Source organism: Novosphingobium percolationis (assembly GCF_020179425.1).
Lineage (GTDB): Bacteria > Pseudomonadota > Alphaproteobacteria > Sphingomonadales > Sphingomonadaceae > Novosphingobium > Novosphingobium percolationis.
Map to the genome: position 1 here is coordinate 282,237 of NZ_JAILYM010000001.1, position 13,981 is coordinate 296,217.

At 68.6% G+C, this 13,981-nt stretch carries 13 protein-coding genes and 2 riboswitches; of the genes, 3 read left to right on the forward strand and 10 right to left on the reverse strand.

What is annotated here, in order from left to right; genetic code table 11:
• Window positions 1-12: 12 nt before the first annotated feature.
• From cbiB to K3A84_RS01250, 7 genes are read right to left on the reverse strand one after another with little or no spacing between them, the layout of a single operon-like run.
• Entirely contained in the window at window positions 13-945 is a 933-nt protein-coding gene (gene cbiB, locus K3A84_RS01220) for an adenosylcobinamide-phosphate synthase CbiB (protein WP_225007242.1), read from the reverse strand.
• Window positions 938-1,936 (reverse strand): threonine-phosphate decarboxylase CobD, encoded by a 999-nt coding sequence (cobD, locus tag K3A84_RS01225; RefSeq protein ID WP_225007243.1) that lies wholly within the window; start codon window positions 1,934-1,936, stop codon window positions 938-940. Before cobD ends, cbiB begins: the two co-directional genes overlap by 8 nt.
• A complete protein-coding gene (gene cobS, locus K3A84_RS01230) occupies window positions 1,933-2,655 on the reverse strand; it encodes an adenosylcobinamide-GDP ribazoletransferase (RefSeq protein WP_225007244.1) in 723 nt (240 codons plus the stop codon). The genes cobD and cobS overlap by 4 nt, the downstream gene beginning before the upstream one ends.
• Entirely contained in the window at window positions 2,652-3,230 is a 579-nt protein-coding gene (locus K3A84_RS01235; protein WP_225007245.1) for a histidine phosphatase family protein, read from the reverse strand. Before K3A84_RS01235 ends, cobS begins: the two co-directional genes overlap by 4 nt.
• Window positions 3,227-4,243 carry a nicotinate-nucleotide--dimethylbenzimidazole phosphoribosyltransferase gene (gene cobT, locus K3A84_RS01240; RefSeq protein ID WP_225007246.1) on the reverse strand — a complete coding sequence of 339 codons (1,017 nt, stop codon included), beginning with the start codon at window positions 4,241-4,243 and terminating at the stop codon, window positions 3,227-3,229. The genes K3A84_RS01235 and cobT overlap by 4 nt, the downstream gene beginning before the upstream one ends.
• Window positions 4,240-4,647, reverse strand: coding sequence for a DUF1636 domain-containing protein (locus K3A84_RS01245; RefSeq protein WP_225007247.1), 408 nt, complete (start codon window positions 4,645-4,647; stop codon window positions 4,240-4,242). The genes cobT and K3A84_RS01245 overlap by 4 nt, the downstream gene beginning before the upstream one ends.
• Window positions 4,647-6,578 (reverse strand): TonB-dependent receptor plug domain-containing protein, encoded by a 1,932-nt coding sequence (locus tag K3A84_RS01250; RefSeq protein ID WP_225007248.1) that lies wholly within the window; start codon window positions 6,576-6,578, stop codon window positions 4,647-4,649. The genes K3A84_RS01245 and K3A84_RS01250 overlap by 1 nt, the downstream gene beginning before the upstream one ends.
• 206 nt (window positions 6,579-6,784) lie before the next feature.
• Window positions 6,785-6,974, reverse strand: a riboswitch (cobalamin riboswitch).
• A 59-nt stretch (window positions 6,975-7,033) separates the two neighbouring features.
• A riboswitch (cobalamin riboswitch) is annotated at window positions 7,034-7,232 on the forward strand.
• A gap of 205 nt (window positions 7,233-7,437) precedes the next feature.
• Between K3A84_RS01250 and K3A84_RS01255 the strand changes: the two genes are divergently transcribed.
• The 3 genes from K3A84_RS01255 to K3A84_RS01265 are packed head-to-tail and all read left to right on the forward strand — an operon-like array spanning window position 7,438 to window position 9,934.
• Window positions 7,438-8,022, forward strand: coding sequence for a hypothetical protein (locus tag K3A84_RS01255; RefSeq protein ID WP_225007249.1), 585 nt, complete (start codon window positions 7,438-7,440; stop codon window positions 8,020-8,022).
• A complete protein-coding gene (gene cobO / locus K3A84_RS01260) occupies window positions 8,019-8,618 on the forward strand; it encodes a cob(I)yrinic acid a,c-diamide adenosyltransferase (protein ID WP_225007250.1) in 600 nt (199 codons plus the stop codon). Before K3A84_RS01255 ends, cobO begins: the two co-directional genes overlap by 4 nt.
• Window positions 8,615-9,934 carry a cobyrinate a,c-diamide synthase gene (locus K3A84_RS01265; protein WP_225007251.1) on the forward strand — a complete coding sequence of 440 codons (1,320 nt, stop codon included), beginning with the start codon at window positions 8,615-8,617 and terminating at the stop codon, window positions 9,932-9,934. Before cobO ends, K3A84_RS01265 begins: the two co-directional genes overlap by 4 nt.
• 78 nt (window positions 9,935-10,012) lie before the next feature.
• Here K3A84_RS01265 and K3A84_RS01270 read toward each other — a convergent pair whose 3' ends face one another.
• From K3A84_RS01270 to K3A84_RS01280, 3 genes are all read right to left on the reverse strand, one after another.
• The gene (locus K3A84_RS01270) at window positions 10,013-10,684 is read right to left on the reverse strand and encodes an NADPH-dependent FMN reductase (protein WP_225007252.1); all 672 of its coding nucleotides are present in this window, start codon (window positions 10,682-10,684) and stop codon (window positions 10,013-10,015) included.
• 37 nt (window positions 10,685-10,721) lie between these two features.
• A complete protein-coding gene (locus K3A84_RS01275; RefSeq protein WP_225007253.1) occupies window positions 10,722-11,780 on the reverse strand; it encodes an acyltransferase family protein in 1,059 nt (352 codons plus the stop codon).
• A gap of 96 nt (window positions 11,781-11,876) precedes the next feature.
• Complete coding sequence (locus K3A84_RS01280) at window positions 11,877-13,976, reverse strand: phosphocholine-specific phospholipase C (protein WP_225007254.1); 2,100 nt, start codon at window positions 13,974-13,976, stop codon at window positions 11,877-11,879.
• Window positions 13,977-13,981 lie beyond the last annotated feature (5 nt).

Sequence of the window (13,981 nt, forward strand, 5' to 3'; positions counted from 1 at the left end):
TGTCCTGCAATGTCATACCAGCCATGCCAGACCTCCCACGATGCCCCACGCGATCGCACAGGCGCGGTGATAGACGCGCCTTGCCCGTACCAGCGCTCTCAAACCCGGCTGGTCGCCTTCGCCGATCCATGGCTTGTCCCGAAGTGCGCCATCATAGCGGACGGGGCCGGCCAGCTTCACGCCCAGAACGCCAGCCATCGCTGCCTCGGGCCATCCGGCATTGGGCGAGGCATGCGCACGGCGGTAGCGCCAACCTATCCGCCACCCACCTGGCCCGGCCAGGCAGATGAGAATGGCCGCGATCCGGGCGGGCACGAAGTTCATCGCATCGTCGAGCCGCGCCGCCGCCCAGCCGAAGTCGCGGTGCGGCTCCTCGATATGGCCGATCAGGCTGTCCGCCGTGTTGACCGCCTTCATGATCCATACGCCGGGCAGCCCTGCTGTTACGAGCCAGAGCAATGGGGCTATTACGCCGTCGCAGAAGCTTTCGGCGAGGCTTTCGATGGTGGCGCGGGCGATGCCAAATTCATCAAGGTCACGCGTGTCGCGACCTACGATCATGGCCAGGGCCGCTCGCGCGCGGGCTGTTTCGCCCGCTTGCAACGCGGCGATGACGGGCTGGACGTGCTGGTCGAGACTGCGCTGCGCCAGGGCGGGCCAAGCGAAGATCGCGATCGCGAACCAGCCCGCGGCGCCCAGGGTTCGGGCAAGCAGCGTGAGGAGGATGCCACCGCCGCCGGCGAGGCCAACGAGCAGCAGTACCGTTGCGATGCCCCCCGCCTTGCGCGCGCCGCGACCGCGAGACGGGCAGTTCCAGCGGCGCTCGCACGCGGTGATGATCCTTGCAAAAAGGCCGACCGGATGGCCGATGCGGGCATAGACGCGGGCGGGCCAGCCGACGGCTGCGTCGAGCGCCAGCGCCAAGAGGGCCACAGGTTCAGCCATGCGCGCGAACTTCGGCGAGTGCGCGATCAAGGCGTTCTAGCGCGGCACTGTCCGGGGGGAGCCCCACGCGTAGCCGATCGGCGTGGTCGGCAAAGGGCCGCGTCAGGATGTGCCGCCGGGCCAGCGGCGCGAACCAGTCGCCCGCGCGCGGCGCGGTGATCAGGCGGAACAGGGGGCACGCACCGCCCGCGCGCAGGCCATGCCGCCGCAGCACGCCGTCCAGCGCGGCGGCGCGCGCGACCAGATCCCGGCGCGTACGCGCGATCCACGCTGGATCGGCATAGGCAGCGGTGCCGATAGCCAGCGCGGCGGCATGGACCGGCCAGTCGCCCAGCGCATCACGCAATGCCTGCAGCACATCCGGCGGAGCGATGATGAAGCCGAGGCGCAGCCCGGCGAGCCCGAAGAACTTTCCGAACGATCGCACCACGACCAGCCGCCGCCCCGCCGCGACCTCGGCAGCGATGCTCGTGCCGGGGTCGCAATCGGCAAAGGCCTCGTCGACGATCAGCCAGCCTTCATGGCGCTGCTGATGCCCGAGCAAGGCCAGCAGATCCGCCGGGGGCATGACATGGCCATCGGGATTGTTCGGGTTGCCGAGAACCAGCGCGGTGGCGCGATCGGGGAGGTCGGCAAAGTCCGCAATGGCGCCTGCCTGCGCAAAGGCGGAACGATAGGTGCCGTAAGCCGGAGGCCGGTAAAGCCCGGGCAGGCCGAGTACCCGCGCGACGAGGCGCAATCCGGTCTCGCTGCCGGGCACCGCAGCGCAGAGCGAGGGAGGGCAGCCGAAGTGCGCTGCGGCCACGCGTTCCAGCCGGGCGAGGGCCGCAGGATCGGGCAGGGCACGCCAGTCGACGGCGACGTCCTCAGGCACCTGCCACGCCACCGGATTGATCCCCGTCGAAAGGTCGAGCCACTGGTTGGGGGCCCCGCCGAACCGCGCGCAAGCTTCTGCCAGCCGTCCGCCGTGATGTCGGAACCCGGCATTCATAGGGCCAGAACCAGCACGAGGAGGGCGGCGGTTTCGACCAGTTCGATCCCGGCGCCATGACCATCGCCCGATATGCCCCCGATGCGCGAGCGCAACCACAGCGCCCATAGCGGGATGGCCGCGGCGGCAGACAGGAGCAGGGGAACACTGAAAGCCGCGCCCAAACTCCAGACGGCAAGCCACGCCACAAGCACCGGCACGTTCGCGCCCTTGCGGAACAAGGTGCCGAACCCTTCGTGCAGCGGCGGCAGCAGCCGCGCCCAGACCAGCGGCCCGATCCGGGCAAGCACCGGGACGATCGCCAGTGAGGCCAGAACCGTTGGCGCACCGGACCGTGCGATCAGGGAGAGGGTGATGAACTTGGCCAGCAGTTGCAGCGCTATGGCGGTAACGCCGAAACTGCCGAGGTGCGGATCGGCCAGCACCGCGGACAGGCGCGCGCGGTCGGCATGGGCGGCGCCCGCCGCATCGGCAATGTCGCCGAGGCCATCGAGATGCAGCGCCCCCGTCAGCGCCACCCACGTGACCAGCCCCAGCAAAGCGCCCAACGCCGGGTCCTGCCGGGTGCCGATCCATACGGCTGCTGCAACCGCGATGCCGACGACCACGCCGGCCAGCGGGAACCAGCGGATCGCGTTGCCGAAATCATCCTGCGTCGCCGCGACTTGCGGGAACGGCAGGCGGGTCATGAATTGCAGGGCGACGATGACGGACTTCATGAAGGGTGGCCCGCCCGCAGGCCGATGATCTGTCCGGCCGGTTCCGCGCCCGGCCAGATCCGCAGCGAAAGCAGCGCGCCATACGGCAGATCGAAGGCCCAGACCTGCCGGTGATCGAGGCCGGTCAACACCGCGACGGCAGCACGCATCGCACCGCCGTGCGTGACGACGAGACCCATGTCGGCGAGATCGACGAGCGCCGCGCGGACACGCGCCTGCAACGCGGACCAGCGCTCGCCGCCGGGGGGAGGAGATGCGTCGGGATCGTCCCAGAACCGGGTCAGGCCTTCGCGCGGAACGTCGTCTGCGGAAAGACCCTCCCATTCGCCGAAATCCAGCTCTCGCCAGCGCGGGTCGATGGAGAGCCCGATGCTGCGGCGCTTGGCAATGGCTTCGGCACCGACACGCGCGCGCTGCAGATCGGAACTCCAGACGTGGCTGATCGGCAGGGCTTCGGGCACGGCATCACGCAAGCCGCCGGACGGGTCGGCGGGCGCTTCATCGCTCTGACCAAGCAGCAGCCCGGCGCTGCGGGGTGGACCATGCCGCACGAGGTGGATGAGCCTTGCGTTCACAGCCCCTGCGCCACCGCTGCTTCGGCAAAGGTTGCCATGCCATTGTGCGCGGCAAGCGCGGCGCGGACGAGGTGCACCGCCACCGCCGCGCCCGAGCCTTCGCCCAGCCGCATGCCGAGGCGCAGCAACGGCGCCAGCCCGAGATGTTCCAGCAGCCGCGCATGGGCCTGTTCGGCCGAGCAATGCCCGGCAAGGCAGTGCCCGACGAAGTCCGGACGTATGCGGGCCATCGGCGCGATCGCCGCGCAGCAGATGAAACCATCGAGCATCACCGGAATACGCAACATGCGCGCGGCGAGGATCGCGCCGGCCATCGCCGCGATCTCTCGCCCGCCGAGACGGCGCAGCATCTCGAACGGCGTGGCGCAATGCGGCCCGTGCAATGCGATGGCGTGGTCCACCGCCGCGATCTTGCGCATGATCCCGGCGCTATCCACGCCGCTGCCGTGCCCGCACCAGTCCTGCGCGCTGCCGCCGAAGGACTGCAGGCACAGCGCAGCGGCAGGCGTCGTGTTGCCGATCCCCATTTCGCCCACCAGAAGCAGGCTGGTATCGGGCCGGACCACGGCGGCGCCCGCGTTCAGCGCGGCGAGGCAGTCCTGCGCCGTCATGGCAGGTTCGCGCGCGATGTCGCCGGTCGGACGGTCAAGATCGAGCGCGACGACCGACAGGTCCGCGCCACAGGCTTGCGCCAGCTGGTTGATCGCCGCACCGCCCGCGCGGAAGTTGTCGACCATCTGGCCGGTGACTTCGACGGGAAAGGCACTGACCCCGCGTGCGGCAACGCCGTGGTTTCCGGCAAAGACCGCCGCCTGCACGCGGCGCAGGACGGGCCGCGCATGGCCCTGCCAACCGGCCATGAACGCGGCAATCTCCTCAAGCCGCCCCAGCGCGCCCGCAGGTTTGGTGAGGCAGGCCTGCCGCTGGCGCGCTGCATCGATCGAGGCGGCATCGGGCGCTGGCAGCGCACCCAGCGCCCGTGCAAAGGCGCGCTCGTCTGCGAAGCGGATCATGTGCAGACGAACCCTTCGGGCGGCGTGCGGGTGATGAAGCGCCCCTTCACGCCATCGGGCCATTCGCCATAGGGCACGACCCCCTCGGCGCTTGCGGTGTGGCGCGCGGCATACTCCAGGATCGCGCGCGCCTCCTCCTCGCCCGGTCGGAAGCCACCGAGCACGTAGCCGACCTTGCCCGGCGCGCGCACGTGGACCACGCAATGGCGCTGACAGGCAAACAGGCAGGGCATTTCCTGCACGGCCACGCCTGCCAGCGCTGGATCGTCCCGCTGCACGTCGCGCAGGGCCTCGGCCAGCAAGGCGCCGCCGCGTTGCCCGCCCGCATCCTCGCGCTGGTCCGGCGAAAGGCGGCAGGTGGAGCAGACGACCACGGCAGGGCCGGTTTCCACGGCGCGCAACATCAGAACCGGCTCCGCAGGCCGAAATAGACCGTGCGGCCCAAGGCGCCGTAGCCGCCCGCCGTCTCGTATCGCTTGTCGCCCAGGTTCTCGACCCGCCCGTTGACCGTCAGGCCTTCCGTCACCTGCCATTGCGCGCGCAGATCGAGCAGCCAGTAGCCCGGCAGGACGGTGGCAGTGCCCGCGCGATCGAACGTGCGGCCCGCGTGGCGCGCCGCCAGGCTGGCCCGCAAGCGTTGCGGCAGATCCACCCCGCCTTCGACATTGGCGAGGTTGCGGGGCACGCGGGCCAACTGGCGGCCAAGATCGGCGCCCCCCGGCGAGCGGTCCTCGGCTGCGACCCAGCTGTAGTTGCCCGACGCAAAGAGCACGCCCAGTTGCGCCCGCGCGCCAAGCTCCAGCCCCTTGGCATGGGCCTTGCGGACGTTGGCGTAGTAGCCGAAGCGACTGACGGCGGTGCCGGGGATGTAGCACGCAGGCGGAAGCGCCCCGGTCGTCGGGCAGAAGGCGAAGTCGATCAGGTTGTCGGTATCGCGCTCGAACCATGTGGCCGACGCGTGCAGGATCCGGCCCAGCGTCTGTTCGGCACCCACCGACCAGCCTCGCGCACGCTCCGGCTGCAACGCGGCCGAACCGTAAAGGCTGAACAACTGATAGAGCGAAGGCGCCTTGTAGCCTTCGTCATAGCTCGCGCGCAGTACGGTGCGGCCCTTGTTGGGCGTATACACCCCGCCCGCGGTGAACACGGTGTTGCCGCCAAAGCGCGACTGGTCGTCGTGACGCACACCGCCATTGAGGGTCAGGCCCGCCAGCGGCGTGGCGCGCAGTTCGGCATAGACGCTGTTGGTGTCGGCGCTTTGCGGCACGAGCGCATAGGCGGCCGTCGAGTTGCCGGGGGAGGCGCTGGTCATGCGTTGCTCCTCGCGCTCGGCGCCGAACACGGCCTGCACCGCATCGCTGATCCGCAGCGTGCCCTGATATTCGTAGCGCCGCACCCGGCCATGTGCATCGAAGTTCAACTGCCGGATCGTGCGCGCCGGGTCGTAGTTGGCGCGGTCGGTCTCGGTCTGAAGCACGGCCAGCCGGTTGATCAAGCGGCCATCGAGCAGGGCGAGGTTGACGCCAGCATAGGCGGTCCATTCGGTCGTCAGGCCATAGGCGCGCGTATCGCCCGTGGTGCCGTCGAAGTCGTTGCGGGCATCGGCCCAGTAGCCGCGCAGGTCGACCGAGAGATCGGGCGCGAGCTTCAGCGTCGCCGTGCCGCTGGTGGAGGTGCGGCGATAGCCATCCGGCTCGGTACCATTGCTGCGCGCAGAAATGCCCTTGGTGAAGAAGGTGGATCCGGCCACGCGCCAGTCGAGCAGCGATCCGGTGCCGCCGACGCCGGCCTGGGCGTTGACCGTCGCGTGAGTGCCGCCTTCGACCGCCATGCTGCCTTCCAGCGGCTTTTCCGCTCGGCGGGTCAGCACGTTGACGACCCCGCCGATCGCGTCGCTGCCCCAGAGGATCGACTGCGGTCCGCGCAGGATCTCGACCCGCTCGATATCGTCGATCAGCAGGTTCGAGAACGCATAGCCACCGCCGGTGGCCGACGGATCGGCAATGCGCACGCCGTCGATCACCATAACCGTCTGCGAGGAATCCGCGCCGCGAATGCGCAGCGACGTTGCCGTGCCATAGCCGCCGTTGCGGCTCAGGCTGATGCCCGGCGTGCGCAGCAGCAGGTCGGCAAGGGCGATGGGTTGTTGCTGGCGGATCGCCGCTTCATCGAGGACGGTGACGGTAGAGGAAACCCGGTCCTGTTCGACCGGGCTGCGCAGTGCCGTGACGACGATGGACGGGTCGGACGCGTCGCCGGGAACGGCTTCTTCGGCAAGAGCAGGGCAGGAAACGAGGGCAAGGGCGGACACGACAGAGTATTGGGCAAGGCGCATGATGCGGCTCCCTCCGGTACGAACGGCATGGTCCTGCCGTTCCGACCTGCGAGGGAGACGCGGCCCGACCTCAGCGCCCGGAACAGGCGCAACGCGGCAACGCCTCCCGCGCGGGGCTTCCCGGCAGGCAGTGGCTGTCGTTGCGCGAGGGCTTGTGCCGACCTTGCGGACGGCAACCTCGAACATCCGGGGCACCCTGCCCGAATGAAGAACGACTGCGTCAGGCAGGTCTCCTGGCTCACGGGTCAAGGCCGGTCCGGCCGCCTTCTCAGGATGATGAATCCCAATGGCGTGTTGGCCGGTCGGCTCGCCGCTTACAGTTGCAGGGGCAGCCGGGGTTTCGCACCCCGTTCCCTTTTGATCCCCTCTCGGGGAACCTGTCGCGGCGCTGCAGGTAGCGGGCCATTCGGTCTGCTGCAAGTGCGAATACTTGCGCCGAACATGGACTTACCCTATCCATGCAGATGCAACGGGTGCCCGAAAGGGCTTAATCGGGAAGTCCGGGCGGCGGCGAAAGCTGTCAATCCGGCACTGCTCCCGCAACTGTAACCGGTGAGCGCATCGCCATCATGCCATTGGGATTCGTCCCGAGAAGGCGGCGGAAGGCGCGACGATCCGGGAAGTCAGGAAACCGGCCCCTTGCCGTCGTTTCTCTGCGCGGGCGGGATGTACCGGGCGGACGAAGGCACCCCCTTCGCGGACGACACCGATGTGTGTTTTGCCCAAGGGAGTCCGCGATGACCAGCACCTGACATCAGCGAATCGCGCACCCCAGCGGTGCGCTCAAGGCTTCTGCCGGGCCGAGCTTGCGCCCGGCCCGCCCGCAGCATTTCCCGTATCCATCTTTCAGGAGGCACCCATGGTTGGCCCCGCAATTCGCAATTCCCGTTCCGATCTCGCCGTTTTCGGCCTGCTCGCGCTCGTCATGCTGGTGACGCGCACCCATTCGCTCAGCAACGTGATGCACCTGCCGGACACCAGTCTGGCCAGCTTCTTCGTGCTGGGCTTCCTCGTGCGCCGCGCGGCGGCCTTTGCGGGCCTGTTCCTGCTGGGCTTTGCCATCGACGTGACGGTGATCGGCTGGTTCGGACAATCGAGCTTCTGCTTCACCCCGGCGTACTGGATGCTGGTGCCCGCCTATGGCACGATGTGGCTGGCCGGACGCTTTGCCGCGGAAAAGCTGGGCGATCAGGCTTCGGCTTTGCCCCCGACGATCGCGCTGCTCGCGTTGGCCACGTTCGTTTCGGAACTGTTCTCCAGCGGTGGCTTCTATTTCCTGGGTGGACGCTTCGCCGATCCGACGCTGGCCGGTTTCATGCCGCGCCTTGCCCGCTACTTCCCGCCGACGCTCTACGCGACCTTGCTCTGGACAGGCACGGCGGCCGGCATCCATGCGCTGCTCGCCATGACCCGCCCGACGCTGCTGGCGAAGCGCGGCAAGTGAGCGTGGACCAGACCGCGCATCGCGAGCGGGCGCGCAAGCACAAGGCGGTGGTCGATGCCAAGATCGCCGCCGCCACGCGCGACAAGGGATTGTTGCTGGTGCTGACCGGCAACGGCAAGGGCAAGTCCTCCAGCGCCTTCGGCATGGTCGCGCGGACGCTGGGCTATGGGCGCAAGGCGGCGGTGTTTCAGTTCATCAAGGGGGCGGAGAACGTGGGCGAACGCGCCTTCTTCTCGTCCCATCCCGACGTGATCTGGGAAAAATGCGGCGAAGGCTTCACCTGGGAAACGCAGGACCGCGAGCGCGACATCGCCGCGGCCCGCGCCGGATGGGAGAAGGCCAAAGCTGCGCTGGCCGATCCCGCCATCAGCCTCGTCGTACTCGATGAACTGACATACCTCGTCACCTATCGCTACCTGGCGCTGGACGAGATCATGCCCGCCATCGAGGGCCGCCCGCCGATGCAGCACGTGGTCGTCACCGGGCGTGCGGCCGACGATGCGCTGATCGCCGCTGCCGATACCGTCAGCGCGATCCGCGATGTCAAACATGCCTTCCGTGATGGCGTGCGCGCGCAGGAAGGGATCGACCGTTGAGCGTCGGGCCCGCTCCCGCGCCTGATTCGGCGGCTTGTCCCGCGCTGCTGATCAGCGCTCCGGCATCGGGGCAGGGCAAGACCATGGTCACCGCAGCGCTGGCCCGCCGCCACCGGCAGGCGGGTCGGCGCGTGCGCGTGCTCAAGTGCGGGCCCGATTTCCTCGATCCGATGATCCTCGAGCGGGCAAGCGGTGCGCCGGTCTTCCAGCTCGACCTGTTCATGTGCGGCGAGGCCGAATGTCGCCGCCTGCTGCACGAGGCCGCCGAGGAGGCCGACGTGATCCTTGTCGAAGGGGTCATGGGTCTGTTCGACGGCCAGCCATCGGCCGCCGATCTGGCCGCGCGCTTCGCCTTGCCCGTGCTTGCGGTGATCGATGGCAGCGCCATGGCGCAGACATTCGGCGCCCTGGCGCATGGTCTTGCCAGCTATCGCAACGACGTTCGTGTTGTTGCCGCCATCGGCAACCGCGTCGGTGGCGAGCGCCATGCAGACATGCTCAAGACCAGTCTGCCCGAGGGGCTGCGCTGGTTGGGCACGCTTCCCCCGAATGCCGAGGCGGCGCTGCCCGAACGGCACCTTGGCCTTGTGCAGGCAAGCGAGGTCGGTGATCTGGAACGGCGCATCGACCGCGCCGCCGCCGGCCTTGCCGACGCGGCGCTGTGGCTGCCCGAGCCGGTCGTCTTTGCGCGCGCGCAACCCGTCGCGCTTCCTCCGGCGCTGGCGAAAACGCGCATTGCCGTGGCGCGGGATGCCGCGTTCTCCTTCATCTATCCGGCGAACGTCGCCTGCCTTGAAGCAATGGGTGCACAAGTCCGGTTCTTCTCGCCGCTGGCTGACGCTGCCTTGCCGACGTGCGACGCGCTGTGGCTGCCGGGCGGCTATCCCGAACTGCACATGCAAGGCCTTACGGCCAACCACGCGATGACCGCCGCCATTCGCGCACATCATGCCGCGGGAAAGCCGATCATCGCGGAATGCGGTGGCATGCTCTACTGTCTGGACGAACTGGAAGATCGCGAGGGCCGATCGGCCCCGATGCTCGGCCTGATGCGCGGGAAGGCCGCGCTGCAGGGGCGGTTGGCCGCGCTGGGCCTGCAATCCGTGGAAATGCCCGACGGAACGCTGCGCGGCCACACCTTCCACTATTCACGCCTGGAAACGCCGCTTTCGCCGCACAGCCGCGCGCAGGCGCCGGGTGGCGCGGCAGGCGAGGCGGTATTCCGGCAGGGATCGCTATGGGCAAGCTACGTCCACGGCTATTTTCCGTCTGCCCCGGCAGCCGTTGCCCAGCTGCTTGCTCCACCCCGATCCTAGCGCGCGTGCTGCCGAGCCGGATCGCAGGACCAAGACGAGCGCTGCTCAACCTTCGCCGTGTGGCCGGTGAACGCCCCGTCAGGGCGCATTGCGCTGCGATGGATCCCGCTGGAACGCCGGCGCGGCAGCGGGCAGGCCGACGGCTGCGCGTTGCGCCCGCGCCGCTGCGGCCCACCATTCCAGCTGCGCCATGGTTCGATCGAAATACATCTGCCAGGCCTGCGCATCTGCATCCGCGTCAAAATTGCCGGATTCGGCAAGAACCTCCTGCGCCTTGGGAATATGGATCATGGCCGACACCGGCAGGCAGCCCAGTTCGGACAGGAACGTCCGCATGCCCACCGCCGCGCGCGCGCCGCCCCATTGGCCTGCCGAATAGGTGACGATCGCGCTGGGCTTGTAGGAAAACAGCGAGCTACCGAAATGGTTCAGCAGGTGCGCCAGCGCGGGGCTCATCGCGTGATTGTATTCCGGGCTGATCATCACGTAGCCATCAGCCGCTGCGATCTTTTCCGCCAGCCGGGCGAGGCCCGCAGGCGCCGCCCCTTCCGCATAGGCGAAATGCGGCTTGAACGCGACGGGGAGATCGAGCGACAGCGGGTCGATCAATTCGGCCGAATGCCCGCTGGCGTTGAGCCGCGCAGCGAATTGCCGGGCGACGCGAAGGCCAAGCCGGATCGGACGCGGCGGCGCGCTGTCGCGAACGGACCCGAGGAAGACAAGGAAGTTCAGCACGGGTGCGATCTCCATTCGTTGTACGTGTGCCAGGTGCGCATGGGGACCCGGATCATCCATCGCCGGTCAGGGGTGCCGTCTTGACCACGGTCGGCTTGCCCTTGAACGAAACCAGCCGGGAAAAGACCCAGGCGAGCACCATTGCAGCCGCAACCGCCGTGACCTGCACCCAGAACGCTCGGCCAAGCAGCCCCGCAATCCAGATGAGCACGGTCAGGTGCACGCAATAAAGCGGCAGCGAATAGGTGCCGAACCATTCGGACGCCGGTTGCAGGGCCTTTGGCGGCTGCGACTGGGCCACGGACCACACGGCGAGCGGCAGGAAACCCATGACGAACAGCAGATCGCCATGCGCTAGGCTGAGCGGCAGGCGGGGGACCAGCGCGATCCCCACCACCGGCAACGCCATGGCCAGCCACCACGGCAGCACGGGGCCGCGCACACCGTCCTTGTACTTGCGCCCCATCCACACGCCCAGCACATACGACCATCCGACGCGCGGAAGCCCCATCCACCAGGTGTCCCACGTGGGCGCATTCACTCCCATCGTGTCGGTCTTGTAGATGCGCACCGTGAAGATCAGCGCCACGCCCAGCGCCATCGCCAGCGCCAGCATCCAGCGGGTCGGCACCTTGCGCAAGACCAGCGCATGCACGAAGTTTGCCAGCAATTCGTAGAACAATGTCCATTGCGGCCCGTTCAGCCGATAGAACGGCCCGGTTCCGGCAAGGCTGGGGATCATCGCCAGATCCAGCGCCAGCCAGAGCAGCAAGGTCAGCGGATCCGCCATGCCGACGGCAAAGGCCTGCGCCGCGGCCACCCCGGCTCCGACAGCGACCAGCGGCCATAGCCGGACGAAACGGTCGCGGGTGAATGCCAGCGCCCCGATCCCTGCGTTCAGCTTGCGCTCGGTCGAAACCGCCAGCACGAACCCGCTGAGCAGGAAGAACATGTCAACGAACAAGTATCCGCGCACGAACGGGCCGTGGACGCGATAGACGAGATCAAGGTGAAACAACATGATCACGACCGCCGCGATCCCGCGCAGCGCGTCGAGCTGGAACAGCCGTGGCGTGTGGCTCGCGCCACCTTGATTTGCGATATCGGTCAATTCGGCCTCTTCCCCTCGTTCGCCTTTGCCACCCTTGCACCCGGCGTGCCGGATCGTGCAACCGCGAAACGGGCGATGCGGCACCCATTGCCCGCATCAGCGCGAAAGTTCGAGCGGCCCCGGCCCTCCGGCCGCAGGATCGGAGAACGAGTCCCGTCCATCCTCGACATGGCCGGCCATGCGCCAGCTCTGTCCGCCTGCTGCGATCTGCCAGTCATACCAGCCATGGCTGGCGGCAAGGTCGATGGGCACGCTGCGCGCCGCACCGGGCTGGAGCACGATCTGCCGGGGCGCGGCGCCATAGGCCCGGTCGGTGATGGCGATGGTTTGCGGCACGGTCGCGACGTTCATGATCCGCAGCGCCTTGGCCTTGCCGGCGCGCTCGACCAGGCTGGCCGAGAACACGTCGGCCCGCCCGTTCAGGCGGCGATGGAAGCCGTTGGGGCCGGTCACGAAGATATCTGCCGTCTCCCCCGTTGCGGGCAACGGATGGGCCAGTTCCTGCCCCGCGCCCACGGTGTAGCGGGCAGGGGCTTCGTGCAGCCGCGCCATGTCGTGAACGTGGAATACCGCCGCGCGCTCGGTCCCGTGGTTGGCGAAACGCAGCGCGGCACGGCCATCCTCACGCGTCAGCAGCGCGTCGAGCCGATAGGGCGTGGGGCGCCGCCGCCGCAGGCCGCTTTCCTGCACCGGGGCGGTCAGCCGGGCGGGCAGGGGCGGGGGGATCTCCTCGAGCCGGGCGGCGCGTTGCGACAATTGCGTGGTTCCCGGCAGCGAGGCCATGAACGACACCGTATCAGGGGCGCGGAAATCGAAGCACGAGGTCAGGTCGCCGCACACCGCGCGCCGCCACGCGCTGATGTTCGGTTCGCGCACGCCGAAGCGCGCTTCGAGGAAGCGCAGCACGCTGGTGTGGTCGAACACTTCGGACGCGACGTGCCCGCCCACGCTCCACGGCGAGACCACGTAGAGGGGCACGCGCATCCCCAGACCATAGGGCCGCCCGAGATAGGCGGCATCTTCCGCCCCTTGCGAATGGGCGTGGTATTCGTCGTCGGCGGGGATGGTCGTACCGCCCAGCACGCGCCCTTCGACGCGTGCGGGCGGGGCGGGCGGGGGCACGTGATCGAACAGGCCGTCGTTCTCGTCGAAGTTGATCAGCAGCACGGTGCGTGCCCACACGTCGGGGTTGGCGGTCAGCGCATCGAGCACGCGGGCGGTGTAGTCCGCGCCCTGCAATGGGGTGGAAGCGCCGGGATGTTCCGACATCGCCGCAGGGGCAACGATCCACGAAACCTCGGGCAGCTTGCTGTCCATCACGTCCTGCTTCAGATCGTCGAGCGAGCGGGTGGTCATGGTGCGTCGCGCCAGCAGCGCCTCGGCGGCGTCCGACGCCGTGCGCGCCGCGCGATACCGCCGGAACCCGGCGAGCGGGTTGTCCGAGAAGTTGTCGGCCATGTCCTGATAGATCTGGAAGCCGATCCCGGCGGCCATCAGCCGTTCGGGATAGGTCGTCCACGCGTATCCGCCATGCTTGCGCGGATCGGCATCGAGCGTGTCGTAGCCGTTGTCGATCGCCGGGCCGTTGCCCTTTGCCAGCGGATCGTGCGTGCCCGTCCAGATGTAGAGCCGGTTGGGATTGGTGCTGAGGTGCAGCGCGCAGTGATAGGCGTCGCACAGCGTGAACGCCTCGGCCAGCGCATACTGGAAGGGCAGGTCCTCGCGCGTGAAATGCGCCATCGCGTGGTTGCGCTTGGAATGCGGCCAGGCGCCCATCCGCCCGTTGTCCCAGGCGGCCTGGCTGTCGGTGAAGCCGTGCGGCGTGCCCAGCGGGCGATAGAGCCGGAAGTCGGTCGAGGTGTCGAGTCGGAACGGCGCGATCAGCGCGGGCTCTGCCTGCGCGAACTCGTTGGGCTGCACCAGCACGGTGCGCTGCGGCGCCCCCGGCAAGGGTGCCGCCGGAATGGCAAAGCGATCGCCGAAGCCACGCACCCCGCGCATGGTGCCGAAGTAATGGTCGAACGAGCGGTTTTCCTGCGTCAGGATCACCACGTGGGCGACATCCTGCAAAGTGCCGGTGCGGCGATGCGCGTCGATCTCCAGCGCGCGGGCGATCGCCGGGGTGAACGGCGAGGCCGCCCCTGCTGTCGCCGCGAGGGCGCGGATGAAGCTGCGGCGATCCTGCGTCATGACCATGCGGG

Bases quoted from the DNA above. Each gene is read 5' to 3' on its own strand.
- cbiB (WP_225007242.1), bottom strand. From the start codon at position 945: ATGGCTGAACCTGTGGCCCTCTTGGCGCTGGCGCTCGACGCAGCCGTC.
- cobD (WP_225007243.1), bottom strand. From the start codon at position 1,936: ATGAATGCCGGGTTCCGACATCACGGCGGACGGCTGGCAGAAGCTTGC.
- cobS (WP_225007244.1), bottom strand. From the start codon at position 2,655: ATGAAGTCCGTCATCGTCGCCCTGCAATTCATGACCCGCCTGCCGTTC.
- cobT (WP_225007246.1), bottom strand. From the start codon at position 4,243: ATGATCCGCTTCGCAGACGAGCGCGCCTTTGCACGGGCGCTGGGTGCG.
- K3A84_RS01245 (WP_225007247.1), bottom strand. From the start codon at position 4,647: ATGTTGCGCGCCGTGGAAACCGGCCCTGCCGTGGTCGTCTGCTCCACC.
- K3A84_RS01250 (WP_225007248.1), bottom strand. From the start codon at position 6,578: ATGCGCCTTGCCCAATACTCTGTCGTGTCCGCCCTTGCCCTCGTTTCC.
- K3A84_RS01255 (WP_225007249.1), top strand. From the start codon at position 7,438: ATGGTTGGCCCCGCAATTCGCAATTCCCGTTCCGATCTCGCCGTTTTC.
- K3A84_RS01270 (WP_225007252.1), bottom strand. From the start codon at position 10,684: ATGGAGATCGCACCCGTGCTGAACTTCCTTGTCTTCCTCGGGTCCGTT.
- K3A84_RS01280 (WP_225007254.1), bottom strand. From the start codon at position 13,976: ATGGTCATGACGCAGGATCGCCGCAGCTTCATCCGCGCCCTCGCGGCG.